Origin of the sequence: Dyadobacter fermentans DSM 18053, assembly GCF_000023125.1 — a bacterium.
Classification (GTDB): Bacteria; Bacteroidota; Bacteroidia; order Cytophagales; family Spirosomataceae; genus Dyadobacter; species Dyadobacter fermentans.
The window spans coordinates 3,943,250-3,968,897 of the sequence record NC_013037.1; the positions used below are offsets into that span (position 1 = coordinate 3,943,250).

Consider the following 25,648-nt stretch of genomic DNA (forward strand, 5'->3'; position numbering starts at 1 on the left):
GGTATAGATACATTTATTTTAAAGATTCACAGAACCGACTTATTATCCGTCAAAAACACCCGCGTGCTTTCGGTGTATAAGTCGCCTTTCGGTGTTTTGTATTTCAAATCCACGTAAAATGCGCGGAACCCGCTGGCAGGCAGTTCCGCGGTCACCTTCACGGTCGATTTATTACTGATTTTCAAACTCTTGGCCGTCCATGTATCATTCCGCAGATCCTGGTCCGGCGAGCTCGCCGACCATAGGATCACGTCCACCAATGCGTCGGAAGTGGCCTTGATGTCCAGATTCACATTTCTGCCTGCGAGCTGCTGGCTCCATTTGCATTCGGTGTAAGGCCGTTTGTTGATCGTCGCGCCGAAGAATGCGCTCAGGGCTTCCATTGCCTGCTTGCCGTCGCCGAGGTCGTGGCCTGCATTGGGCACATAATGTAGCATATTAGTGCCGGGAATCTTGTCGAGGTAGTTTTTGATATTATCCACCACCCAATACTCGTCGTTCGTGCCCATGAATATCATTTTGGGCATGGTCAGTTTTGCGCGGTACGAATACGGGTCGATCATCGTCGTGATGGCCTGGCCTTCGGGCGAGCCGGTCGATTGCGGAATGCCGAGTTTTACGTAATCTTCGATCTGGATGCTGTAATCACCCCACGATTTGATCTGATAATCAAGACTTACCGGCATATTCAGCACATCTATCACCATCGGCGCAATCGCCTGCACGCGCTTGTCGCTTGCGCCGGTGAGCCATGTCGTCCAGCCGCGTTTGGAAGCGCCAGTCACCACAAAACTGTTCACGGTGTGTTTCAATTGCTTTTGGGAAAACTGCTGCACGGCATCCATGGCCTTTACCGCACTTTTTACCATCGGAAACAGCAGCGGCCAGGTGTAATCCTTGTCTTTTTTGAAGTTGTGTAATGTGTAGGAAATGAGTGCATCTTCGGTAAGATCGCCGAAAAACGGCTGGTTAGGCGTTTGTTTCAGCAGCGCTACAATGGCCTGGTTCGTTGTCGCGACGGCTCCCAGCGACGCGTACATTTTTTCGTCTTTTTTGCTGTTCCAATTGGGTCGTCCGTCGGTATTGGAGCCGCCGGTGATGAACATCAGAGCGTCGTCGTGATGGTTCTCAGCCGGGACGATGATCGTCAACTGGTGTGTCCAGGTGAATTCGCGCCATTTTTGCGAAGTCAGCAATACCTGGTAAAAAGTAAGATTTTCGCGCTTAAATGATTCTTTCAACTCCCATTTAAATGTCTTGTCACCATTGTTAAGGTAACTTTCCAATGCATTCTCAGGGGTGATTTTTTGTGCATTGATGAAGCCCGACGCCAGGAACACCACCAGCATCGATAAAGCAAACCTGATTTTTATTTTCAAAAACATCATCATTCCGGTTGGTTTAAGGATCGCATTATTTGTATCCGGCGGGCGCCGGGCTGTCTTTAACTAATTTCAATGCCTGCTCCATGTAAATTTCACCCGTCATTTCCCCGAGGCTCGTCCGGCTGACGTATTCATACCGTTTGAAACTGTTGAAATCGACCTTCGTGAGCATATAACCGAATGCATCGTTCGTCAGCCCGAACAGGAACGGCTGTTTTGTACGCATATTTCTTTTTACATAATAACCAATGTTAGGCAACGCCTCGCCGGGGATTGTCAGCACCTGTGCCGTGCCGATATTCAGCAGGTTCAGCGTGGTGGCTACACGATTGTCGCCCGCCATTTCATTTTTGATCGGCGACTTTTGCAGGATAAAGCGCATAATATCCGAATCCACCGGAAACTCAATTTTGCGGGAAGAGCAATACAGGTCCGGATTCTCCTGTAATGCCGCCTCCTTCACGATCCGCAATGCCTCGTCTGCCAGGAGCTCACCTATTCTTTTGCATTCGTTCCAATCGTTGGCTTCTTTGCCGTTTTCGAGTCGGTTATCGGCTGTTACCATCCCGCCCTGGGCGCCATTCATGAAAACGGCAATGCCGCCAGCTTGTGATTCGATACGGTCGTAAAGCGGGCCGCAGATGTCGGGACTGAGGATACCCCGGCCAGAGCCGATCACCTCGGGATGCACGGCATAATTCACCAGCGTGGCGATGGCTTTTCCACGGTTCGTGCCGGACGCGGCCACGGCCTGGATCACGCCGCAGCGCGGGTCGTAAAGCTGGTCGGCGTAGTAGTTGTATGCGATTTTCCCCTTTGCGTCGCCCACAGCGATTTTCAGCGAAGCATCTTCCAGTTTTCCTACGGCCTCATTCACGGCGTCGGCGATCTGCCTTACGCAGCGGTCGAGATACGCGAGGTCGGCAAAAGATTCGCCTCTTTCGTTCGGAAAACCGTAGGCATCGGGGCCGCTGTGCGTGTGCGTAGCGCCAATGAGCACATTTTCAGGTGAAACGCCCTTGATCAGTTTTCTCGACTGGTTGCCCAATGCGGCCGGCCAGCCGAGGTTGTCCACATTCACAATGGCAATGCGCACGCCGCCTTTTTCCATCACCAATGCCCGCGCGTAGAGGTCGCCATTCTTTTGCGAAGCTTTTTTCGGCGTGCCTATTCCACCCGAAACCGGCAGCAGCGGGTCGGGCGTGATCACCCGCACGGCTGCCGCCGCTCTGAAATGCTGCGCCCTTACCGGCAAGCACCAGCACAGGCAAAAACAACAGAAAAGAATAATCGTGGCTTTCATGCGGAACAGATTTTCGAGAGAAAAACTAAACCGGAACTGCGGATAAGCCCACAGCCCCGGTTGAAATACTCACCTAACCACAAATATGACTACCACGGCTTGCCGGTACCTTGCAAAAGCCACGGTTTCGACCACGCGCTGTTGCCATTGTCGGCCTGCGAGTAGTTGGTCACTTCCAGCTTGCTCACCGCATCCTGTGCGTTGGCTTTGTTAATGCGCAACTCGTCCTGCATGTAGTAAAACCGCACGGGCAGCACTTCGCGCTTGGCCGCAGGACCGGCTTTCAAAGCGGGCAGGCCCGTGCGCCGGAAATCGAACCAGGCTTCGGTAGCGGCGGTCCAGCCGGCGATCCATTTCTGTTCGATCACCTGTTTCAGTGTATTATCAAAAGCGACGCCGGGCGTTGCAATGTAAGCCGCGTATTTATCGCCCACGGTCCAGGTTTCCATCGAGGCCTTCACCCCTGCTTCGTAGCGGTCTTTTGCTGCGCCAGCCGCCCAGCCTTTCAGCGCGGCTTCCGCGAGGATGAAATTCACTTCCGCTGCCGAAATAAGGCGTGCGCGCAGCAACGGGCCTTTTGCGGCTTTGTAAATATCGTTCAGGAACGATACGTGTGGGTTAAATGACGTCTGGCCGGGTGTAGGGTTCAGGTTGTAGGAGGAGGGCAGCGCCGAGAAACTTGGCGGCATTCCCACATATTCGGGATCGGTGTCCACCGGTTCGGCCCCCACCTTATCGGGCGAGAGGATTCGCTTGCCGTCTACGATTTTGTCGGTTTTGGGAGGTTGTTTCGGATCTATAACCAGTGGGACTTCCACTTTGTTGGCCCAAATGCCGAGGCGCGGATCTTTTAAAGTCTGCATTCTTTCCACCAGCGTAGCGCACATTTTAATGCGGCGGTAGTTGCTGCCGCTGGCGTCGGTGACGGTGTTGGCCGGCCACGAATCGGCTTCGCTATTGCCCGCGAAGCCCATGGTGGCATCGTCTGCATTGGATGCGAAAATCGGATATTGCGCCGCATTGGCGACGATTTTCTCGATACCCGCCTTGGCGACGTCGGGTTGCTTGCCCGAAATGCGCATGTAGTAGCGCAGCATCAGCGAATTGGCCATTTTGCGCCATTTGGCGGGATTTCCGCCGTAAATCACATCCACATTATCAACAATACCTTCGTAGTCGGCCTTGCTTTTGGACAGTAATGTGTTTGCTTTTTCCAGATCCGCGATAATTCCTGCGTAAATCTTGTCCTGGCTGTCGAATGAAGGCAGGATGTCGGCGGTTGAACCGGCTTCGCCTTTCAATGCATTGGTATAAGGCGCATCGCCCCAGAGGTCGGTAATGAGGCCGAACATGAACGATTTCATCACCAGAGAGACACCCTGATGAAATTCGAAGTTTGTTTGTAAGGCCCTGTTGTAAAGCAGGTCGTTGTTCCGGAGCACATCGTAATAGGCATTCCATGATTGGTCGCCGCCCCAGTCGTAATCGTTGTGCCCGCTCGACCAGGCGTCTTTTTGCGTGTGCTGCACCACGCCGGCAATGTCCTGATAGCCCAGATTAACGTACAATTTGCCAGCCTCCGTGAGTATGGTCGGCAATACGAGGTTCGGGTTTACCGTCTCGGGCGCGACGCCGTTCGGGTTTTCATTGAGTTCCGTCAGGTCTTTGCAAGAGAAGATCATGCATGCCAACAGCAAGGGTATGATCACGAATTTGTTATGAAGCTTTTTCATGAGTTTATTTATCTTAAATAGACTAGATGATTCTTGATCAGAAAGTTAACCCCAGCTTGAAACCAACCGGAATTACCCACGGCGTTACATTGTAGCGCTCGATACCCTGCTTGAACTGCGTACCGGCCTGCGCGCCCGACTCCTGCTGGAATGCCTGCTCGGGATCGATACCGATTTTGGCCTTAGTCCACAGGATAATGTTCCGGCTGTACACGGCGATGTTGGCATTTTGCAGACCAATGCGTTTCACGAAAGCCGACGGAAGGTCGTAGCCGAGCGAGATTTCACGCAATTTGATGAACGACGCGTCGAATGTGGCTGCGCGGGTGAAGTCCCACGGATAGTTGTCGCCATAAGGAATGTATTTCGTGCCCGCCCCGCCAAGGTTTTCGGTGTACCCCACAATCTCCCCGGCTTCGTTGTACTGGGCGATCACGCCCGGGTTGAACACGGCATAATCGTACGTATTGCCGCCGTATTTGAACGGAAACCCGCCATACTCTTTGGTAGGCCCGCCAACGATATTGAATTGGTTGCCGCGAATAACCACCTTGTCATTGTTGATAAGATAGTCCCTCAGCTGGTCGCCGGTCATGCCGTTCGGGTTGATCAGGTTATCCAAAAACCGTTGCGATTTCAGGTCAGACTCGCCATAACGGTAGGTTTGGGAAACGAAATCGCCGCCCTGGCGCCAATCGAAGGACATATTGAGGGTAAAGCCTTTGTACGACAGCGATGTTTGCAGGCCCATCAGAAAATCCGGGTTGAAGTTTCCGATCTTGTTCCGCGAGTTAGATGCGCTCACTGCCTGCCAGGAGCCATTAATGTCCAGAATGGGGTAACCATAGTAAGGCGAATTCTGGTCCTTCACCGTGACGATCTCCGCGTCGTAAATGTCGCCGATCTGCTCGCCTACGTACGTCCACGCGCCGCCCTTTGCGTCGGTCCAGAGTGTGTAGAAATCCAAACCTTCCGAAAGCGATTTGATGGTCGTGCGGTTTCTCGACCAGTTGGCATTGATATCCCAGCGCCAGCCGTTTTTGTCGATCGGCGTGCCGCCCAATGTCAGTTCCAACCCTTTGCTCACGAGCAGGCCCGCATTGATGTTTTTGGAAGTAAAACCACTCGATCCGGGAAGTTTGGTCGGAATGATCTGGTTGCGGTTTTCGACCTGGTAGTAAGTGGCGGTCAGCCGCAGGCGGTTGCGGTAGAGGTTCAAATCCAAACCATATTCATACGAAGTGGCGATTTCCGGTTTCAGGTCCGGCAGCAGGATCTGCCCCGATTTTGAAAGACGCGTAATCCCATCCCAGGCGCCCGCATTGCTGAGTGTTGCCAGGAGGCTATACGGATTGGTGTCATTACCCACCTGCGCCCAGCCGCCCCGCAGTTTGAACAGGCTGATCTGATTGCTCATCGGGATCATTTCGTTCAGCACCAAACTCAAAGACGCAGACGGATAGAAATACGACCGGTTGGCCTTCGGCAAGGTGCTCGACCAGTCGTTGCGGGCTGTAATATCCAGGTAAATCATGTCTTTGAAACCCAAATTAGCCAATCCATAGGCGCTGAAAACGGCCCGCTCGTACAAATAGCTGCTGTAATTGAGGTTGGCCGGAGCGATGTTCGCCAATGTGTAAAGTCCGGGAATGATCAGCCCCGTGCCGTTTCTGGTGGCTGAGTTGAGGTCCGTATTCTTCTGATAACGGGTATTGCCCCCACCGGAAACAGACACGCTGAAATCACTGATATCACGCTTGTAGGTCAGCAAAAAATCCGCATTGCGCTCAAATCTCGACAGGTTGATAAGCCCGAAACCGCCCCGGCTATCGTTGGTGTAGCTGTTGCCGATCTTGGTCTGGCGTTCTTCGCGATAGGTGTCGAGCGCATAACGGCCCATCAGGCTCAGGTGCGGCGTGATTTGCCAGTCGGCCTTCACGTTGCCGAACACCCGGTCGCGCACAAAGCTGTTGTTGACTTCGTAGGCGAGGAACCACGGGTTATTAAATGCACCCGGGCCTTGCGACAGCTGCTGCAAACCTTCCTGCCCGGGCACCCAGTAATCGCGCAGGTCGCGTATATCAATGTGCGGTGACACGGCATACGCCCATTGGAGCGGATTGGTTCCACGGTTGGTAGCGGGCCGGTTGTTGGAGTTGTTACGGCTGAAATCAATGTTAGTACTCACCGTCACTTTCTTACCAAGCTTCACCGACGAATTGATATTGAATGAGTTACGGAACAAATCAGAGTTAGGGATAATGCCGCGGTTGGACATGTTGGAATAGGAAAGGCGGTAGCTCAGCAGGTCGTTGCTGTTGGCAATCGAAACGCCGTTCGTGGTGGTGATCCCGGTTCGCACGAAGTTTTTCACATTGTCGGGGTGCGACACCAGGTCCGTAGCAATCGGATTTCCGTCGGCGTCTTTCGGGCTGTTCCATTGAATGGCTTTGTAACCTTTATCAAGCTCCGGGCCTACGCCGCCGGCAGATTTCTCGTCAATCACCAGCACGCCGCCCGGGTATGGGTTGTTGTCGGGCGTGAATGGAAGCACGCCCGTCGCAAACTTGCTGTGCATGTTCAGGTATCTGAAGGGTTTGTCGAAAACGGTGTTGGAGTTAATGGAAACCGTCATTTTTTTCGACTTGCTACCGCTTTTTGTCGTAATAAGCACCACCCCGTGGCCTGCCCGCGAGCCGTAGAGTGCCGCTGCATTGGGACCTTTCAGGATGGAAACGCTCTCCACATCGTCGGGGTTAATGCTGGAAATCGCATTGCCGTAATCGACGCGGTTGTCGTTGCCCACCTGGCTCACGTTGTTCAAAGTGTTGGCGATGGGCACGCCGTCGACCACGAAAAGTGGCTGGTTATCATTGCTGAGCGACGTGGCACCGCGGATGATCATGCTGACCGACGAGCCCGTGCCGCCGGTAGAGCTGATCGTCACGCCCGGTACGCGGCCGGAGAGCGAGTTGAGCACATTCTCCTGCGCCACCCGGCTGATGTCCTTGCCATCCACTTCGGCAATGGCGTAACCGAGCGAACGCTTCTCGCGCGAGAGGTTCAATGCCGTCACCACCGTTTCATTCAGCGTTTCGACACCTTCGGCCAGCACCACGTCGATTACCGATTGGTTGCCGACAATCACCTCCTGCGTTTCGTGTCCGATATAGGAAAAAACCAGCACCGGCCGGGCTCCCTCGTTCACATTGATCGCGTAGTTTCCGGAGGCGTCCGTGGAAGTGCCCGTTTGAGTACCTTTCACGATAATGCTAACGCCCGGCAGGGCCGCGCCGTCAATTTTGGAAGTAACCTTTCCTCTGATCGTCTTGTCGGACTTCGTCGCCGCGAAAGCCGGACCGACCAGAAAAACCGCCACGAACATGCATAAAAGCAACCTTCGCAGGCCAAAAGTAGAATTTGGATCCATAGTTTTTGTGTTTAAGGTGATGGCACTTTTCATTATTCTGAGCAAAAAATCAAGTCGAAAAATGAGGCACGGCAAGGCCAGATACCCCCTGGTAGGGGATCGTCCACACACATCAGGCAGGCCCTTCTCCCGGTGCGCCGGCGGCCGGAAGGCTAGGTTCAAATCCTGATCATTTTACAAGGGTTGGTGTCTTTCGGGTTATGCTCGATCCGGTTATATTCTGAAAAACAGTTGACAGAGGAGGTGAGTAATGTCGGATTGCTATGAGTCGTTGGAAGATGGCCCACCATTGGGCCGGTTGTCATTCATGAGGCGGTTAAAGTAGATTTCAAGGGCATCAGCATACATTTTCCGCTTCTCGTCATCGTTAATTCCCGCCAGTAATTCCGTCAGTTCATCCTCGGATATCTTATTGCTGATTAGCTTGTTAATCAAATTTTCCGCCCGGGAGAATGACATGATGCTAGTTAGTTTTGGTATGTGAACAGGATACGCCGCGTGCGCGATAACAGGCTACTCATTTTCGCAGCTTTTTTGCAATTTTTTAATCCTTTTTTCCAAAGCACGCATTGCCGGACGCAAAACAGAGGAAACCGGTAAAAAACGCAAACCGCCCGGAAAGCCTATTTCTGGCCACGGATGGTTACCATTCTGCACGATCTCCTATTTTTGCTAAAATTTTATCAATTTAACAGGAAGTATCGTTTCTATACCGAAATCGAAACCGGGACCGTGAAGAATGAACCCTAAGAAGTGCTGTCAGGAAATTTACTTTCTGCTATTAATCCTTTTGATCTCCCATTTTGCCGCAGGCCAGACCGCCGCTACCGATAGCACCGGGCAGGTCATCGTGGGGGACATTACCGTGGAAGGGAACCACCGCACGCGCACGGGTATCATCATGCGTGAGATGGACATCCGCAAAGGCGATACGCTGACCGCCGGGTTACTGAAAGAAAAGCTGGAAATCGACCGGAGAAAGGTTGTGAACACCAATTTATTCGTCACCGTTGATCTCCTGACAAAATCTAGCCCCGATTCGCTCCGAACCGATATCCGCATTGTGGTGAAGGAACGCTGGTATTTCATTATCCTGCCCGTTTTCCAGCTCGCCGACCGCAATTTCAATGAATGGTGGTACGAACGCAAACGCGACCTTTCGCGCACCACTTACGGCGTTTATCTCAGCTATGGGAACGTCACTGGCCGGGCCGATAAGCTTCGGTTTCTTGCGGAATTCGGTTTCATCCCCAAGTTCGAGGTGGCCTATACATTGCCTTACATCGACAAGGCCCAGAAAACCGGCATTACCGTAGGGACATCCTATTCCATCAACAAAAACACCGCTTTCAGGACCTGGCGCGATAAATTGCAATACCTCAGCAGCGAAGAAATCAACCGGGAACGCTTTTATACATACGTGAGCCTGACGAGGCGTAACAAATATTACACGTTTCATTCGGTCGATCTGCGGTGGAGTTATCTCACGATTTCGGACACGATAGCGGCGCTTAACCCCAATTATCTGCTGAATGGGGATAAACGGCAACGCTATTTCCAGCTTACCTACACTTACAGCTACGACAAGCGCGACAATGTGCAATACGCATTGCAAGGCCAAACCGCGGGCGTGCAGATCTCAAAAACCGGGCTATTGCCATCGGACGACGTGAATACGCTGTATGTATACGGATCGTACCGCAAATTCGTCCCGCTCGGCAAAAAATTCTATTTCAATACCAACGTCCGCGGACGGCTTTCTTTTCCAAAGCGCCAGCCTTACACGCAAACGGTAGGCCTGGGTTACCGCAACGACCTTGTGCGGGGATACGAGCTTTATGTCGTCGACGGCCAGGATTATGCTTTGGTTAAAAATGAACTGAAATACAAGCTGTTTTCAATTCAAAAACACTTGTCGTTCATTCCCGTGCGGCAGTTCAACACCATCCCGCTCGCGGCTTATATTAACACGTTTGCGGATGCCGGTTATGTCAAAAACAGCTACCCGGAGTTCAGCAACACCCGGCTGGGCAACTCGATGCTGTACGGCGCCGGCGCAGGGCTGGATGTGGTGACGTTCTACAACATCGTCGCGCGGTTTAATGTCACGCTCAACGGCCTGGGCGAGCGGCGGTTCTTTTTCAATCTCGCGCGGGAATTCTGAGGTCATTTCCGGAAGTGGGAAATATGTATAAATTGCAATTCAACCCACCGAATTAGTTACAAGGCACGATAATTTCTCAACTTTATTTAAACCGGATGGATACAACATCTACGCTTATGAAAACGCTGAAAAACGGGGCCGCAATCCTATTTCTGGCATGGTTAGCCACGGCTTGCGACACGAAAACGAATGAAAAAACAGAGGCAGCGACGGATTCGGTCGTCCTGCACGAGCCCACGCCTGCCGATCTGAACAGCGACCAGTCAACATTGTTGAAAACAATCCTCGGCCCGGCCGAACAAAGCTCCGCCGGGGCAGTTTTGCGCGGCATTGCATTCGGCGACCCTATCGCGAAAGTGAAAGCGACCGAAACCTTCGAAATGTTCGAGGAAACGGCCGACCACCTGGGCTACACTTCGGAAACCGCACAGTTGGAAACCATTGACGTGCAGTATTTCCTGACCTCCGAGAAAAAGGTAAACAAGATCACGATCGACGTGTACCTCAACAGTCCCGAGGCTACAAAACAGCTCTGGAATGCCAGCAAGCGGTATTTTAGTGAAGCCTATGCTTCGCCCAAGGAGGAATCCAAAAAGGTCAGCTGGAACACCAAGTCGGTGCGGGTAAACATGGAGGACGTATCCGAAGGCAAAGATTATGGCTTGAAATTTCAATTCTTCCCGGCCGATAAAAACGTACTGGCCGCCAAATAACACCTATGAAAACAAAGAGACCGATTATCCTGGCCGCATTGTGCCTGATTGCCCTTCAAGTTTGTGCCCAGAAACCGTCTAAAAAAGACGAGGTGGTCACCATCGCAACAGACAAAGGCACGATGCGCTTCATTCTTTTCGACGAAACGCCGAAGCATAAAGCCAACTTCATCAAGCTCGCCAAGGACAAATTTTACAATGGATTGCTGTTTCACCGGATTATCGACGACTTCATGATCCAGGGTGGCGATCCTAATTCCCGCAATGCGAAACCCGACGAAATGCTCGGCCGCGGCGACAATGGCTACAAAATCCCTGCGGAAATCAACGGAAAACTTTTCCACCAGAAAGGCGCATTGGCCGCCGCACGCGACAACAACCCCGCCAAAGAGTCGAGCGGATGCCAGTTCTACATTGTGGAAGGCCGCAAATGGAGCAAGGGTGATTTGGAAAAACAATCGGCACGCGCAGCCCGCAAGCTCACCGACAGCCAGAAGAAAGTGTATGAGACCGTCGGCGGCACCCCGCACCTCGACGGCGCGTATACCGTGTTCGGGCAACTGATAGACGGCATGGACGTGGTCGATAAAATCGCCTCGGCGGACAAGGACGGACGCGACCGGCCGGAGAAGGACATTGCGATGAAAGTGTCTGTCAAAAAGATGAAAAAGAAGAAGATCGCCCGCAAATACGGCTGGAAATACGAAGCTTAACATTGGAAAAGAAGAAAATCCTGATCACCGGCTCCAACGGGCTGCTCGGCCAGAAACTCGTAGCACTGCTGGTTTCAAAAGCGCATATCGAAACGATCGCGACGGCGCGCGGCGAAAACCGCCTGCCGTTTCAAACGGGCTACCGTTACGTTGAAATGGATATTACCGACCCCGAATCCGTTGATCGCGTGCTTGACGTGGAACGCCCGCATGTGCTCATCCACACGGCCGCGATGACGAACGTCGATCAATGTGAAATTGAGAAAGATGCGTGCTGGAAATTGAACGTAACGGCCACCGAAACGCTGGTTGCCGCCTGTGCGAAGTACAAAATCTTCCTGGAACATGTTTCTACGGATTTCGTATTCGACGGTACTTCGGGGCCTTACCGTGAGCAGGATGTGCCGAATCCGGTGAGTTTTTATGGTTGGAGCAAATATGCGGCGGAAAAGGCCGTGATGTCGTCGGACATCGAATGGGCCATCGCGCGCACAGTGCTCGTGTACGGCATCGCGCACGATATGAGCCGGAGCAATATCATTCTTTGGGTTAAAAAATCGTTGGAGGAAGGCAAGGCCATCAAGGTCGTAACCGATCAGTTCCGCACGCCTACTTTGGCCGAGGACCTTGCACTAGGCTGCTTCCTCATCGCTGATCAGGAAGCCAAAGGCATTTATCACATTTCCGGAAAGGATTTTCTGACACCCTACGAAATGGCCCTCGCCACCGCAGAATACTTCGGCCTCGACGCCTCGCTCATTTCACCTACCGACGCATCTGCATTTACCCAACCAGCCCGCCGCCCGCCGCGAACCGGTTTTAAACTGACCAAAGCAAGCAATGTGCTGGGCTACGAGCCGCATTCATTTCGGGAAGGGATTGCGATTCTGGCGGGGCAGATTTAGTCCTGTATTAGCGGGTTATTTTCGCAAGATCTAAGTTAAACCCTGGAAAAACAGGCTCCCCCGACAGCTGGATATCAAGGCTCGAATGCTCAGTGATAGACTTACCCGGTTCATAAACATATGCTTTCTGCGCATACTTGTCGATCAACCAGGCAAGGCGACAGCCATTAGCCATGTATTCCTGCATTTTGTCCTGCAAGTAAAATATGCTATCAGTTTTCGAGCGCACTTCAACCACAAAATCTGGGCAGACAGGTGCGAATCGCTCCTGATCGGACTCTGGTATTGAATCCCAGCTTTGGCTGTTAACCCAGGCAACGTCGGGCGAGCGGACAGCGCCATTGGGAAGCGTGAAGCCAGCCGATGAGCCAAACACCATACCTGGATTACCGTGCTGATCCAGCCATAAACCGAGCGCGATAAGAATTTTGGAACTAAGATTGTCAGATAAACTTCCCGCAGGTGACATAAAAATTATATTGCCTTCGCTGTCACGCTCCAAGTTGAGCGTATCGTTCATCTGGCAAAAACGAAAGAATTCGTCCTCGCTCATGATATCTCCAACAATGAATGTAACAGGCGTGTCCATAACTTAACGATGTCCTAAGGAAGTCTTTCGATAATACATTAAAGATAGCAAATTTAGCCTCAACTACACAGGAGTGCAGGAGGACGAATACCCAAACACCTCAAACTGTTGAACCAACGGTCAGCGCCTCCGCATTAACCGCAATTAACTGTACAACAACTCATAATACTCCCGCGCCATGCGATCCGAGTTGAATGGCTCGCTTACTTCGTTCATACTATTTAAAATCATTTGCTGCCATTTCTGCGGGGCGTTGTAGTAGGTCGGGATTACGCTGCGTTCGAGCGTTTCCATGAGATTGTCGCAGTCCTGCTTGTTGATATCGTCCCCTTTCGCCACCGGTAGCAGGAATGCATTGTGCTCGTCCTTCGCGAATTCACAGATCCAGCCGTCGAATGTCGAAAAGTTCAGCGCGGCGTTCATGGCGGCCGTCATACCGCTGGTGCCGGAAGCCTCGCGGGTCACGACCGGCGTGTTCAGCCAGATATCCGCCCCGTCTTTCAGCAATTTCGAAAGCGCCAGTTCGTAGCCCGTCAGCACGGCCATGTTCGGGAACAGGTGACTCATGTAGAACAGATGGTTGAACGTCCCAACCGCGCCCTCGTCTTTCGGATAAGGCTTTCCGGCCCAGATCACCTGCACCGGCTGATCGGTATTGGCCATCATCCGCTTGAAACGTTCGACGTCCCAAACGAGCATGTCCGGACGTTTGTAAGCCGCAAACCGGCGCGCCCACACGATCGTCAGCACATCGGGATCAAACAGTTTTCCGCTCTGGTCGGCAACGGTTTTGAAGAGCACTTTCTTCAATTCCTTTTTCCGCGCCACAATCGCCTCCACATCGTTAGCGATCCGCGCCTTTTCCAGAATGGGATCTACCCAGTAGGCCTTGTTCTGGGCATTGGTAATGTGGCCGATCGGCGCTATTTTGGGATGTGCCTTCCACATCTTGCGGGACACTTCGCCGTGCAATTTCGATACGCCATTGGCCTTGCGGCTCAGACTCAACGCCGCCAGCGAGTGGTTAAAAACGCCGTCGCGAATGCCGCTGATCTTCCGCACCGTCTCCAGGTCGACGCCCGAAAAGAAGCCCAGTTTGTCAAGGAAATGAATGTCGTGCTTTTCATTACCGGCCTCTTCGGGCGTGTGGGTCGTGAAAACGACCCGCTTCTGTACCTCGGCAGCGCTTTTGTATTTTTTGTACAAATGATAAACGGCCGATACCGCATGCGCTTCGTTCAGATGGTAGACTTCCGGCTCGTATTGCAATGCTTCGAGCAAACGCGCTCCGCCGATGCCCAGCACCATGCATTGCGCCACTTTGTACTTCACGTCGGCGTCATACAATGAATAGCTGATCGCCCGGGTCGATTCGTCATTGCCGTCGGTATCGGTGGTGAGCAGGAACATCGGCGCCGATCCGAAGGTTTCGGGATCGAGGTAATAGGCTGCTACCCATACGTTTTTGCCCATCATGGGAATCTGAAACCGGATGCGTGTATCGACCAGGAACGAGTACATTTTCTCGCGGAACTCGGGCTGCATGCTGCCGTCCTTTTTACGTCCTTGGTCGTAATAGCCATATTTCCAGAGCATTCCAATCCCGATCAGGTTCTGATTGAGCGCGTACACGCTGCGCATGTGCGAACCTGCGAGGAAGCCGAGGCCGCCGGAGTAGATCTTCAATGCCTGATCTACGGCGAACTCCATGGAAAAATAGGCAACTGATTTTTGCAATTTCTTGTCCGCGGTGAAAGGATGCTGGTAAGGGAGTGTGAAAGTTTGTTGTGACATTAGAACCAATTTTGATAAAACAAAGTCATTATCTGCCAAAAAGACGTGCCCAGAAACCTTTCGCCTTTGTCTTCGTTTCCACCACCTTTTCGGAAGCTTCTTCTTTCAACTCGGCGATTTCTTCCTGTGCTTTCGCTTTCAGCTCCGCAGCGCGGGCCTGCGCTTCGGCCAATTTCCCGGCAGCTACCTCTTTGGCATCTTCCAGTGCTTCGGCTGCATCTTCCCTGATATCTTCAAACTTATTAGTCGCGGCCTCCTTAATGTCCTCGAATTTCTCCGCTGCGGCTTCTTTAATATCCTCAAACTTCTCGCTAGCCGCCTCTTTGAGATCGGCAAGCTTAGCCGCAAAACCGGATTGCGCTTCTTCGGTTTTCTCCACCACTTCCTCTTTCACGGCGTCTGCCTTCGCTACCGCCTCTTCTTTTACCTCCGCCACGGTTTCACCGGCCGCATCCGCTTTTTCCACGATCAGCTCTTCCACTTCCGCGGTTTTGGTCTCGGCCTGTGCTTTCAGGTCGTCGAGGGTCTCGTACACTTCGGTTTTAATGCCGTCGGCAGTGTCCGCTGCCTCTTCCACCTTGTCCCCGGCCTTCGCTTCGAGCTCGGCGGCTTCTTCGGTCACCACTTCCTTCGCCTCATCCCTGATCCCCAAAATCTCTTCCACAATTTCGTCCTTAGCTTCTGCCGCCGTGGACACGGGTGTATTGGTTTTAAGTTCTTCCACTTTATTTTCCAGCGATTCTTTCGCGTCTTCTGGTGTAGGTTCGGTGTTCTCGGCCATGGGAACTGTGGTTTTAGGGTGGGAAAAAGTTGATACGATGAATGCGTAAGCTACAAATGTCTGGCCAAGGTTCCAAGCAATGCGCGAAGCTTTCTGTTAGGTTAATCTTCTAACCATCAAATTTTTAACCAATTCATAAAGCGGCTCCGGCTGCAACGTGCGCCAGTTGTTCAGGTGTAGCGTGCCGCCGAAATTGATGTAATAGTCTAGCCGGTATTTTTTCCATTGTTCCTCTACATGTTCCCGGAAATTGATGGCCACGATCCAGCCATCTTCCACGTCGTCGAACCACTCCGAATAGTAGTCGTCCTCGTTGCCGCCGTGGAAGTCGAGCACATTTTCTCCCAACAGAACAAACTGGTTAATCCCCTCATTCACAATCGGATCGATGACTTGCCTTTTGAGGAACATAATGTCGTTGTGTAGGGCGTCGTTCCACTCGCCGAACATTTCGATGATCACGAAGCGCTTCTTATAATCGGCGTACAAAATCTTCACATACAGCGTCTCCGAGCCGATATGGTCCCAAAGCGGGTGGATGTAATAGCCGTAAATCGTATTCTCGTAATATTCAAGGTTGTAGGTGCGGCCATAAAACGGCGACCGCTCGTCGTCGCTGGCAATGTAATGTTTCTCCCAATTGTAATATGGCTCTATTTCCTGCATGACAAAGGTTTGGATTGGCTTGAAATCAATATAAAGGAAAACAGAAAAGGCGTAAACGATGTTACCAACCATTTAAGGCATTAAAATTATTGTTCCTGAATAATTCATTATTTGGACTTAATATAAATAGTGTTGTAGCTTTGCGACCAACATCGCATTGGCACCGCATTGACCGACCTACCCCCAGATATTCCCCCATTGCTCATTCAAACCGACAAATCGTTTGAAGAACTCTACCATCTGCATTGGGAAAAGGTATTTGCGGTATGCTACCAGGGCACGCGCGATGCCGGGCGGGCCGAGGATCTGATGCATGAAATCTTCCAGTCGGTATGGGAGCGGCGCGGTGAACTGCGCGTGCACGGCCCGGCGGCGCATTACCTCGTACGCGCCGCAAAGCTCAAACTCCTGGCCTACCACCGCGACACGGCCAATCGAAGGCAGATCATTGACCAGATCGTTGGCCAAAAAGCCGGATTCGAGGAAACCACCCAGCGCCAGGTCGATTACCAACTCCTTTCCGATCGCGTAATGGAGCTCGTGGCCGGCTTGCCGCAGCCCTGCCAGGAGGTGTTTGTGATGAGCCGGCAGAAAGGCTTGTCCAACAAAGCCATTGCCGCGTCGCTCGTTTTGTCCGAAAAAACCGTGGAATACCACCTCACACGCGCCTTGCGCTTCCTCAGCAAGCAGCTCGCCGAATACCAGCATTAAAAAAAATTCACTTTACGCCAGGGTTACCCTACCCTTTACGCAACCATTTGGAAGAGACGCCTCGTCTCGCGAACCAATGGCGGTACATGAACATTACACCTGAACTTTTGAAGCGTTACACCGACGGGCAATGCACCCCTGCCGAAATGCAGGCCGTGGAGCAATGGCTCGACGATCCGGAAGCCCATGCGGAAGCCGTAACGGAAATCCCCGCCGAAGTGCGGAACGAAGCCGGCCCACGCGTGTGGGAACGCTTGCAGGCCAATGCCAGACAGCCATTTTGGATGCGTTACCGGCATTACCTGTCCGGCCTGGCCGCCGTGCTCCTGCTCGTGAGCGGGCTCGTGTGGCACATTCAGAAAGTCGAAAAACCGGCTGCGGGCCGGATTGCTATCCAAACGGTCCGCACGCAAAAAGGCGAGACGCGGCAGCTCGCATTGCCCGACGGCTCGGTGGTAATGCTCGCGTACGATAGCGAGCTCCGCTACCCAGCCGCATTCACCGATTCCGTGCGGCGTGTAGTGCTGATCGGCGAGGCGCAGTTTTCGGTTAAAAAGAATGCAAAACAGCCATTTATCGTAGAAACTGCCGCGGCACAAACGCGCGTGCTAGGGACGGTTTTCAATGTAAAAGAATATCCTCACGAAGGCAGCACAGCCTTGCTGGTAACCGAAGGAAAAGTACGCTTCATCAACAAAACGACCACTCAATCGGCCATTCTGACGGCCGGTAATGCGGGCATGATCACCGGTAAGCAGCTTACCACGCGCCCGGTTTCAGGCGCAGATGCGGAGGTGGCGTGGCTGAACAATGCATTGCGGTTCGACGACGTGCCGCTCGCACAAGTGACGCGCGAGCTGGAAAGGCGCTATAATGTGCACATCGACATTCAAACGGAGGCATTGAAAAACCAGCGGTACACGGGTGCATTTAAAAACCCTTCGCTGAGAGCGGTGCTGGGCAGTTTGAGCATTGCAGTCGGTTTCCGCTATGAAGTACAAGGAGAATCCATCCAGTTTTTTGAATAACAATCCAATCAATCATGAATAAATCGCCCTAGCTGCGGAGAATGGAAAAACCCGATGCGCCGTCGCCAAACTTTACATCGGGTCAAATGCCAATCAATCGCAGATCAATCAACATTTAAACAAAAATATGCAGCTCAATTATACTTCGCCCCAAACGGGCATTAAAAACTCCTTCGCTCCGCTCCGAAAATGCATGGCTGCCGTGTTATGTGCTACCGCATTGCTCAATGCCGATAGCTTGCACGCCCAAGCACCCGTACTGGCAAAAGCCGTGAACCTGAAATTGCACGACGTCCGCCTCTCCGACGCGCTGGCGCAGATCGGCGACCAGACGGGCACTTCCATTTCATACAGCAGCACGCAGCTGGATGTTGCCAAAAAAGTGAATGCCAATCTTGCCAATATTCCCGTAAAAGACGCCCTGCACCGCGTGGTAGGGTCGTCTTTGAAAGAGTTGCACGTGCAGGAAAACGTGATCACGATCGAAGCGAACGAAGGCCGCGGCGCATTGCGCGGTACATTGAAGACGTCCGACGGGAAACCGGCCGAGTTCGTGAACATTACCGTGAAAGGCACGGGCAAAGGCGCCCAGAGCGACGCAAACGGCCAGTTCCTGATCCGCAACATTCCCGCGGGCCAGCACACGGTCGTGATTCAGCTGCTTGGCTACGAGCCGATTGAGCGCCCCGTGACCATCGAGGCCGACCAGACCGTCGCATTTGAACCGATATTCCTCAATGAAGACAGCAAGGCGTTGCAGGAAGTGGTGATCAGCGGGGATATCAATAAGTTTTCCAAAAAGGAAAGTGAATATGTGGCTAAAATGCCGGTGAGCAACATGGAAAACCCGCAGGTTTACAGCGCATTATCCAAGACGCTTTTCACCGAACAGCTTATTACCGACTTCTCCAACATCGTCAAAAATGCGCCGGGCGTGTACAAAATCCAGGCGAACCGCGGTATCAATTCCGACGGGGCGACCTTCTACGCCTTGCGCGGTTTCCGCACCGAAATGGCCATGGTGGACGGCTTGCCCGTGCAAACCAACGGCGAGTTTGACCCGATTAATGTGGAAAAAGTGGAAGTAATCAAAGGGCCTTCGGCGACGCTCTTCGGCAGCGCGGTGACGTCTTTTGGAGGATTGATGAATATTGTCACTAAAAAACCGGTTGAAATAGCGGGCGGCGAGATTGGGTACACAACCGGCAGCTTCGGGCTCAACCGCCTGACGGCCGACATTTATTCTCCTATTAATGCTTCCAAGAATCTTTTGTTGAGGGTTAATGCGGCTTATCAATACCAGGGCAGCTTTCAGGATGCCGGTTTCCGCCGCAGTCTGGTGATTGCTCCTTCATTGGAGTACCGTGTGAATGAGCGGATGACCGTGCTGTTTAATGCGGGCATTTACCAGGGTGAAATGACGAGCCCTTCGGCCATTTTCCTCAACCGCACACGGCAGTTTGTGGCGCGCACGCCGGATGAGCTGGGTTTCGATTGGAATAAATCCTACACGAGCAACGATCTCACGATGAAAACGCCGACCATCAATGTGTATGGTCAGCTGAAATACAAATTGTCGGATAGCTGGACCTCGCAAACCGCGTTTTCGAGCAATACGCGCAAGTCTGATGGTTTTTACCAATACCAGTTCATCCGCGGCGCCGTGGCCGATACCCTGCTGGAACGCAATATTTCATTGCAAAACACGACCAACAATGCGATTGACGTACAGCAGAATTTTATCGGTGATTTCAAAATCGGCAGCTTGCGGAACCGCGTCGTGGTGGGCCTCGACTTTTTGAACCGCACCGCGCATAATAACAACTCGCCGTACATTGTGTTCGATAATGTAAGCGGCATCAATAACGACCCGAACTATCTGAAAATCAACCGAACGTCGGTAGAAGCGCGGCTGGCAACAGACAATGCTGCGCCTACGCGTAATTACAATTCAGGCAATGTGTACAGCGCCTACTTTTCGGATGTGCTGAATGTGACCGACCGCCTGCTCGCGATGATCAGCCTGCGCATCGACCGGTTTGAGAACAAAGGCACATTAAACCACGCCACACGCACCTATGTGGCTAACACGCAGTTTAAGCAAACGGCCGTTTCGCCGAAGTTTGGCGTGGTGTACCAGGTGATTAAGGACCGGCTCTCGGTTTTTGGAAACTATATGAACGGCTTTTTCAATTTAGCGCCCGTAACGCAGCCGCTGCCTGACATTTCCGGCGTGTTCAAACCCCAGCAAGCCAACCAGCTCGAAGGCGGTATCAAACTCGAAAGCTACCAGGGTAAGCTGAATATGACCGTGAGCTACTACGACATCAAGGTCGACAATACCACCCGCACCGAAGTGCTCGTGCGCGATGGTAAAAATTACAACATTACAGTGCAGGATGGCACCCAATACAGCCGCGGCATCGAGGTCGAGATCATCGCCAATCCCATCACAGGCCTCAATCTCGTGGCGGGTTACAGCCATAACGACAGCAAGCTGACGAAATCGACCGTTGCGCTGGAAGGCCGCCGCCCGGCCAATGCAGGCCCGGCCGACCTTGCCAATGCGTGGATCAGTTACAATCTGCCATTCGGAAAGCTCAAAGGACTTGGAGCCGGTATCGGCGGGAACTATATCAGCGAGCATTTGACGGCCAACTCGGTGGTGACGGGCATTTTCACCATTCCATCCTACACGGTGCTCAACTCGACTATTTTTTACAACACGAAAGCATGGCGACTGGGCCTGAAATTCGACAATATGCTGGATAAGAAATACTTCGCCGGACAAGGCGTGCTCACGCCGCAAATGCCCAAAAATTTCTCAGCCAATCTGACCATCAAGTTTTAGTTAACGCTAGTGGATTAATAATCAAAACGGGCTGCCTCGATGAAGCAGCCCGTTTTTGCATTTAACTATGATTATTATCTTACAACTCGCGAATCCAGACGTTGCGGAAGCTCGTTGTGTTGTTGTGGTCCTGCAATTTGATAGGGCCTTTTCCGTGCGGCTCGATCGTCGGCTGGCCCACGTAAGGAGTCGTCCCCTGAATAGCGGTGTGGTTTTGAACCAGCACACCATTGTGGATCACGGTAATGTACGGCGGATGTGTCATCTGGCCGTCTTTGTTGAAATGCGGCGCGGTGTACACCACATCGTAAGTCTGCCATTCGCCCGGGCCTACCGCTGCATTCACGAGCGGCATGGTTTGCTTATAAATAGAACCTGCCTGACCGTTGGAGTAAGTCGGGTTGTTATAGCTGTCGAGTACCTGCAATTCGTAGATTCCCTGCATAAAAACACCGCTGTTACCGCGGCCTTGTCCGTTTCCGTCCACTTTCGCGGGGGTTCTCCATTCGATGTGCAGCTGGTAGTCGCCGAATGTCTGTTTGGTTTGAATATCGCCTGATTTGGGAGCTACGGTCATGGCGCCGTCGGCTACTGTCCAGGGTGCAGCGGATTTGCCGTCTTTGCCCGAAACCCACTGATCGAGGTTTTTACCATCGAAAAGCACGATAGCATCCGAAGGTGCCGTGAAGCCCGAAACGGCCGGAGAGCTTTTACCGGGCGTTACGACACGGGGCACCGGGTTCCACAATTCGCTGGACTCGGGGGTTTGCTTCGCAGGTTGCAGTTGCGCGTGTGCGGCGAAGGCAGCAGCCATGCTGAACGCGGTAAGCATCAATTTTTTCATTTGAAAGGTAACAGTTTTAGTCTAATAACTCTTTGATATCGTATCAAAACACAACATTAAGTAAAAAGCAGCAACAAAAAGGATTCTCATCTATATAAATGTAATTTTCCCGATTCTTATCACGTAATTTGCAGGGCTAAAGGCATTCGTGGCCTGGATTGCTAATCTAAAACCGACTAAGCTTACTGCAAGTATGTTTAAAACCAACCGTTCACTTTTTCAATTAATCGCCTCTGGGGTAGCGGCTTTCGCTATGCATACCGCCTACGCCCAGCAGCCCATTCCCCTCAACGACCTCAGTGCTTTTACGACCAAATCCAGTGACTGGAAAATCGTCGGCAATGCATCGGCTGACCTCGCCAAAGAAAACGCGCTGACTACCAGCCCGGGCAAAGGTGTACTGGCCTGCCTTCACGAAAAAGGCAAGTACGGCAGCGACTATGAACTGATTTCCAATTTCAAACATGGCGATCTCGACATTGAAATGGATTTCATGATGAGCAAAGGTTCCAACTCAGGAATCTATCTCCAAGGCAATTACGAAGTACAGCTTTTCGACAGCTGGGGTAAAAAAGGCGCCAAATACAACGATGCCGGCGGTATCTACGAGCGCTGGAACGACTCCAAGCCCGAAGGCGAAAAAGGCTACGAAGGATATGCGCCCCGTTTCAACGTCGCGAAAGCGCCGGGTTTGTGGCAGCATATCAAAATCTCTTACCAGGCTCCGCGTTTCGATGCCAACGGCAAAAAAATCGCAAATGCGGTGTTCCTCTCGGTGGTGCTGAATGGCGTGACAATCCACGAAAATGTGGAAGTAAGCGGCCCTACCCGCGGTTCACTCACGGCTGAGGATGTGCCTATGGGCCCGATCCGCATCCAGGGAGACCACGGTTCACTGGCGATCCGCAATATTGTGGTGAATAATTTTGACAAAAAACCAGCGACGCTTTCCGAGCTGAGCTATAAAACTTACTATGGCGGACTGTCGGAAACGGAAGACCTTTCCAAACTGACGCCTGCCGAGACTGGTAAGTCGGAATCGCTGAGCTGGGAGATCCTGAAAGAGAACAACAATTACTCTTACGTATACAATGGCCGTTTCAATGCAGCTACCGAAGGCGAATATGCTTTCCGCTTGCAGGCTTCGGGTAATTCCTACCTGAAAATCGACGGCAAGGACGTGATCAAACCGGAGTGGAAATCGAACAACGAATTCCGCCTGGGCAAGGTGAACCTCAAAGCCGGCGACCATACCGTCGAAATCTTCAATAACAAAAGAGACGGCTGGATGCGTCCGGTACTTGGCCTTTGGGTAAGCGGACCGGGCTTCCGTGAGATCGCATTGCATTCCAAAAGCTCGGCCATGGGCGGCAATTCCACCGATCCGATCCTGATCCAGGCGCCTACCAACACCATTACGCGCTCTTTCATGGATTTCCGCAAGGACGAAAAAGCGAAAAGAACCCGCGTGGTACACGCAGTGTCGGTGGGTAGCCCTTCGAGCCTGCATTATACCTACGACCTCGACAAAGGCGCTATCCTGCAAGTTTGGCGCGGTGAATTCCTCGATGCCACCCCAATGTGGCACGACCGCGGTGACGGTTCTTCCCGCCCGCGCGGCAGCGTGACGTTGCTCGGCGACGATATGTTTCTGGGTAAATCAGGTAAATCCAAATGGGAAGCTGACACCACCGGCAGCGGGTACCGTCCGAAAGGCTACGTGCTCGATGAGGCCGATGTGCCTACATTCCAGTACCAGGCATTCGGTTCTACCATCACCGACTACGTTTCTGTGGTGAACAACCAGTATTTCGAACGTATTTTGAAGGTAAATAATCCTGCAAAAGACCTCGTAGCACGCCTGGCTGATGGTTCTTCGATCGAAAAAATTTCGGATGGACTTTATGCGGTGAACGACAAATCGTACTACATCCAGCTGGCCGACAAAAAACTTAAACCAGAAATCAGAGGCGCCAAAGGCGAACAGGAGCTCATCGTGCCTGTTACCAACGGCGAAGTGAAGTATTCTATCCTGTTCTGATTTTAACCTTATTATTTCTGATTGACAATGAAAAAACTGGCTCATATAGCATTCGCTCTTTTGGCTTCCCTCTCTACGCTGAAAGCGCAGGAGTCTCCGAAAGAAGAAGACTTTTACAAAATCGTTACCCCGCCGATCCCGGAGGGCATTATCCTGGAAGTGGGCGGATTGACCACCATGCCGAATGGCTCCCTGGCGATTTCAACGCGCCGTGGCGAGGTTTGGATCGTGGATAACCCTACCAGCCGCACGCCGTATTTCCGCAAATTCGCGACAGGCTTGCACGAGATTCTCGGTTTGGCTTACAAAGAAGGTGCATTGTACTGCGCACAACGCGGCGAATTGACGAAGCTGGTTGACAAAAACGGCGACGGCAAAGCGGACGTTTACGAAACGGTATACGCATGGCCGCTCTCAGGTCACTACCACGAATATTCATTTGGCCCGAAACTGGCACCGGACGGCAGCTTTTTCGTGAGTGGTAACGTGGCATTCGGTGACGAAGAATGGTGGAGAGGCGAAAGCCGTGTGCCGGGCCGTGGCTGGATTTTCCACATCACCAACGACGGCAAATACGAACCCTACGCAACCGGCGTACGCTCCCCGGCGGGTATCAGCATGATCAACGGCGAGCTGTTCTACACCGACAACCAGGGCGACTGGATGGGTACCGGCGCAATTTTCCAGGTTAAAAAAGGCGGCTTCATGGGCCACCCCGCAGGTTTGAAATGGGCCGGATTGCCCAACTCACCTGTGAAACTGACTGAAAAGCAATTCTTCGCTGAGCGCGACAACCGCCAGCACCGCAATGCGCAGGACCGCGCGATCAAGCCTGAAAACACATTGGGCGAAGAACCGCAGTTCCTGTACCAATTGAAACAGAAGTATGACATGGTACAGCTTCCGGCTGTATGGCTGCCCTACGGCGTGCACGGTGTATCTACCGCCGAGCTGATCCTCGACGATACCAAAGGCGCATTCGGTCCGTTTACGGGCCAGGTTTTCGTGGGCGACCAGGGACAAAGCAACATCATGCGTATCGTGATGGAGAAAGTGAAAGGTGAATACCAGGGCGCCAGCATCGGTTTCCGCAGCGGATTCCAGTCGGGTGTGCTGCGTATGGCATTTGATAAGGACGGTTCAATGTTCGTAGGCGAAACCAACCGCGGTTGGGGATCGGCCGGTGATGCTAACCAAGGCTTGCAGCGTTTGGTATGGAATGGCAAAATGCCTTTCGAAATGTACACTGTGAAGGCTCAGCCGGATGGCTTTGAAATTGAATTCACAATGCCTGTTGACCGCAAATCGGCGGAAGACCTGGATTCTTACAAAGTGAGCAGCTACCTCTACAAGCATTACCCTGTGTACGGCAGCCCGCAGATCAACCTGGAAGATGTGAAAATCACGGGTGTGAAAGTATCCGACGACAACAAGAAAGTACGCATTGTCCTCGACGGCATGAAGCAATATTATGTGCACAAAATTTCGCTCGAAGGCGTTCGCTCGGCTTCCAACAGCTGGTCGCTGGTACACCCCGATGCTTACTATACGCTGAACAACATTCCTGATGGGGAGAAAATGAAGGTTTCGGACCTGAAAACAACCCGCTCAGGCAAAGCGCAGGCATCTGTTTCGACTGCACCTGCGAAAGAGCACGTATCGCCGGACGGCAAAGGCAAGGCTACCCCTGCGAAAGCCGGAGCTGCAAAAGCGCCAACCTGGGAAGAAGTGAAGCCATTGCTGGCGAAAAACACCTGCCTTGCGTGCCACGCGCCCGACAAGAAAGTGGTTGGTCCTTCCTACCTCGATGTTGCGAAACGCAAATACAGCAACGAAAAGATCGTAGAACTGATTTACGCACCACAGCCTGAAAACTGGCCTGACTACGCGACGCCAATGGCGCCGATGCCTCAGGTTCCAAAGGCCGAGGCTGCCAAAATCGCAGCATGGATCAATTCGCTTGCGAAATAATTGACGTTCATGCGGGTCCGTCCCGT

General features: G+C 52.4%; 19 protein-coding genes. 9 read left to right on the plus strand and 10 right to left on the minus strand.

Annotation, left to right across the window (positions count from 1 at the left end; all coding sequences use genetic code 11):
- Window positions 1-26: 26 nt before the first annotated feature.
- The 5 genes from DFER_RS15920 to DFER_RS15940 form a co-directional block, all read right to left on the minus strand.
- Complete coding sequence (locus tag DFER_RS15920) at window positions 27-1,391, minus strand: PhoPQ-activated pathogenicity-related family protein (RefSeq protein WP_015812674.1); 1,365 nt, start codon at window positions 1,389-1,391, stop codon at window positions 27-29.
- Between the two features lie 22 nt (window positions 1,392-1,413).
- On the minus strand, window positions 1,414-2,688 hold the full coding sequence (locus DFER_RS15925) for a hypothetical protein (RefSeq protein ID WP_015812675.1): 1,275 nt from the start codon (window positions 2,686-2,688) through the stop codon (window positions 1,414-1,416).
- An 89-nt stretch (window positions 2,689-2,777) separates the two neighbouring features.
- Window positions 2,778-4,421, minus strand: a complete 1,644-nt coding sequence (locus DFER_RS15930) for a SusD/RagB family nutrient-binding outer membrane lipoprotein (protein ID WP_015812676.1) — start codon at window positions 4,419-4,421, stop codon at window positions 2,778-2,780.
- Between the two features lie 37 nt (window positions 4,422-4,458).
- A complete protein-coding gene (locus DFER_RS15935) occupies window positions 4,459-7,806 on the minus strand; it encodes a SusC/RagA family TonB-linked outer membrane protein (protein ID WP_015812677.1) in 3,348 nt (1,115 codons plus the stop codon).
- Between the two features lie 306 nt (window positions 7,807-8,112).
- Window positions 8,113-8,310 (minus strand): hypothetical protein, encoded by a 198-nt coding sequence (locus DFER_RS15940; protein WP_015812678.1) that lies wholly within the window; start codon window positions 8,308-8,310, stop codon window positions 8,113-8,115.
- 280 nt (window positions 8,311-8,590) lie between these two features.
- Here DFER_RS15940 and DFER_RS15945 point away from each other — a divergent pair, with 280 nt between their 5' ends.
- From DFER_RS15945 to DFER_RS15960, 4 genes are all read left to right on the plus strand, one after another.
- Window positions 8,591-10,015, plus strand: a complete 1,425-nt coding sequence (locus tag DFER_RS15945; protein ID WP_015812680.1) for a BamA/TamA family outer membrane protein — start codon at window positions 8,591-8,593, stop codon at window positions 10,013-10,015.
- A 116-nt stretch (window positions 10,016-10,131) separates the two neighbouring features.
- Window positions 10,132-10,728 (plus strand): hypothetical protein, encoded by a 597-nt coding sequence (locus tag DFER_RS15950; RefSeq protein ID WP_143828746.1) that lies wholly within the window; start codon window positions 10,132-10,134, stop codon window positions 10,726-10,728.
- A gap of 5 nt (window positions 10,729-10,733) precedes the next feature.
- Window positions 10,734-11,441: a peptidylprolyl isomerase gene (locus DFER_RS15955; RefSeq protein ID WP_015812682.1), complete on the plus strand. Its 708-nt coding sequence runs from the start codon at window positions 10,734-10,736 to the stop codon at window positions 11,439-11,441.
- Between the two features lie 2 nt (window positions 11,442-11,443).
- Entirely contained in the window at window positions 11,444-12,346 is a 903-nt protein-coding gene (locus DFER_RS15960) for an SDR family oxidoreductase (RefSeq protein ID WP_015812683.1), read from the plus strand.
- Between the two features lie 7 nt (window positions 12,347-12,353).
- On the opposite strand, the gene DFER_RS15965 is transcribed toward DFER_RS15960, so the two are convergent.
- The 4 genes from DFER_RS15965 to DFER_RS15980 form a co-directional block, all read right to left on the minus strand.
- Window positions 12,354-12,935 (minus strand): Uma2 family endonuclease, encoded by a 582-nt coding sequence (locus DFER_RS15965; protein WP_015812684.1) that lies wholly within the window; start codon window positions 12,933-12,935, stop codon window positions 12,354-12,356.
- Between the two features lie 144 nt (window positions 12,936-13,079).
- Window positions 13,080-14,729, minus strand: coding sequence for an alpha-glucan family phosphorylase (gene glgP, locus DFER_RS15970; protein ID WP_015812685.1), 1,650 nt, complete (start codon window positions 14,727-14,729; stop codon window positions 13,080-13,082).
- Between the two features lie 28 nt (window positions 14,730-14,757).
- A complete protein-coding gene (locus tag DFER_RS15975) occupies window positions 14,758-15,510 on the minus strand; it encodes a hypothetical protein (RefSeq protein ID WP_015812686.1) in 753 nt (250 codons plus the stop codon).
- A gap of 96 nt (window positions 15,511-15,606) precedes the next feature.
- On the minus strand, window positions 15,607-16,176 hold the full coding sequence (locus DFER_RS15980) for a hypothetical protein (RefSeq protein ID WP_041736478.1): 570 nt from the start codon (window positions 16,174-16,176) through the stop codon (window positions 15,607-15,609).
- A 168-nt stretch (window positions 16,177-16,344) separates the two neighbouring features.
- On the opposite strand from DFER_RS15980, the gene DFER_RS15985 reads away from it, so the two are divergent.
- The 3 genes from DFER_RS15985 (at window position 16,345) to DFER_RS15995 (ending at window position 20,766) form a co-directional block, all read left to right on the plus strand.
- Window positions 16,345-16,887, plus strand: coding sequence for a sigma-70 family RNA polymerase sigma factor (locus tag DFER_RS15985; RefSeq protein ID WP_229206019.1), 543 nt, complete (start codon window positions 16,345-16,347; stop codon window positions 16,885-16,887).
- An 86-nt stretch (window positions 16,888-16,973) separates the two neighbouring features.
- Complete coding sequence (locus tag DFER_RS15990; RefSeq protein WP_015812689.1) at window positions 16,974-17,915, plus strand: FecR domain-containing protein; 942 nt, start codon at window positions 16,974-16,976, stop codon at window positions 17,913-17,915.
- A 127-nt stretch (window positions 17,916-18,042) separates the two neighbouring features.
- A complete protein-coding gene (locus tag DFER_RS15995; protein WP_015812690.1) occupies window positions 18,043-20,766 on the plus strand; it encodes a TonB-dependent receptor in 2,724 nt (907 codons plus the stop codon).
- Window positions 20,767-20,845: 79 nt separating this feature from the next.
- Here DFER_RS15995 and DFER_RS16000 read toward each other — a convergent pair whose 3' ends face one another.
- A complete protein-coding gene (locus tag DFER_RS16000; protein ID WP_015812691.1) occupies window positions 20,846-21,610 on the minus strand; it encodes a 3-keto-disaccharide hydrolase in 765 nt (254 codons plus the stop codon).
- A gap of 193 nt (window positions 21,611-21,803) precedes the next feature.
- Between DFER_RS16000 and DFER_RS16005 the strand changes: the two genes are divergently transcribed.
- The gene (locus tag DFER_RS16005; protein WP_229206020.1) at window positions 21,804-23,651 is read left to right on the plus strand and encodes a 3-keto-alpha-glucoside-1,2-lyase-like domain-containing protein; all 1,848 of its coding nucleotides are present in this window, start codon (window positions 21,804-21,806) and stop codon (window positions 23,649-23,651) included.
- 27 nt (window positions 23,652-23,678) lie between these two features.
- The gene (locus DFER_RS16010; protein ID WP_015812693.1) at window positions 23,679-25,622 is read left to right on the plus strand and encodes a c-type cytochrome; all 1,944 of its coding nucleotides are present in this window, start codon (window positions 23,679-23,681) and stop codon (window positions 25,620-25,622) included.
- Window positions 25,623-25,648: the final 26 nt, after the last annotated feature.

Excerpts from the sequence above, each read along its gene's own strand:
- DFER_RS15940 (WP_015812678.1), bottom strand. The coding sequence starts at position 8,310 with ATGTCATTCTCCCGGGCGGAAAATTTGATTAACAAGCTAATCAGCAAT.
- DFER_RS15955 (WP_015812682.1), top strand. The coding sequence starts at position 10,734 with ATGAAAACAAAGAGACCGATTATCCTGGCCGCATTGTGCCTGATTGCC.
- DFER_RS15980 (WP_041736478.1), bottom strand. The coding sequence starts at position 16,176 with ATGCAGGAAATAGAGCCATATTACAATTGGGAGAAACATTACATTGCC.
- glgP (WP_015812685.1), bottom strand. The coding sequence starts at position 14,729 with ATGTCACAACAAACTTTCACACTCCCTTACCAGCATCCTTTCACCGCG.
- DFER_RS16005 (WP_229206020.1), top strand. The coding sequence starts at position 21,804 with ATGTTTAAAACCAACCGTTCACTTTTTCAATTAATCGCCTCTGGGGTA.
- DFER_RS16010 (WP_015812693.1), top strand. The coding sequence starts at position 23,679 with ATGAAAAAACTGGCTCATATAGCATTCGCTCTTTTGGCTTCCCTCTCT.
- DFER_RS15965 (WP_015812684.1), bottom strand. The coding sequence starts at position 12,935 with ATGGACACGCCTGTTACATTCATTGTTGGAGATATCATGAGCGAGGAC.
- DFER_RS15945 (WP_015812680.1), top strand. The coding sequence starts at position 8,591 with ATGAACCCTAAGAAGTGCTGTCAGGAAATTTACTTTCTGCTATTAATC.
- DFER_RS15920 (WP_015812674.1), bottom strand. The coding sequence starts at position 1,391 with ATGATGATGTTTTTGAAAATAAAAATCAGGTTTGCTTTATCGATGCTG.
- DFER_RS15990 (WP_015812689.1), top strand. The coding sequence starts at position 16,974 with ATGAACATTACACCTGAACTTTTGAAGCGTTACACCGACGGGCAATGC.
- DFER_RS15950 (WP_143828746.1), top strand. The coding sequence starts at position 10,132 with ATGAAAACGCTGAAAAACGGGGCCGCAATCCTATTTCTGGCATGGTTA.
- DFER_RS15925 (WP_015812675.1), bottom strand. The coding sequence starts at position 2,688 with ATGAAAGCCACGATTATTCTTTTCTGTTGTTTTTGCCTGTGCTGGTGC.
- DFER_RS15935 (WP_015812677.1), bottom strand. The coding sequence starts at position 7,806 with ATGTTCGTGGCGGTTTTTCTGGTCGGTCCGGCTTTCGCGGCGACGAAG.
- DFER_RS16000 (WP_015812691.1), bottom strand. The coding sequence starts at position 21,610 with ATGAAAAAATTGATGCTTACCGCGTTCAGCATGGCTGCTGCCTTCGCC.
- DFER_RS15995 (WP_015812690.1), top strand. The coding sequence starts at position 18,043 with ATGCAGCTCAATTATACTTCGCCCCAAACGGGCATTAAAAACTCCTTC.
- DFER_RS15975 (WP_015812686.1), bottom strand. The coding sequence starts at position 15,510 with ATGGCCGAGAACACCGAACCTACACCAGAAGACGCGAAAGAATCGCTG.
- DFER_RS15930 (WP_015812676.1), bottom strand. The coding sequence starts at position 4,421 with ATGAAAAAGCTTCATAACAAATTCGTGATCATACCCTTGCTGTTGGCA.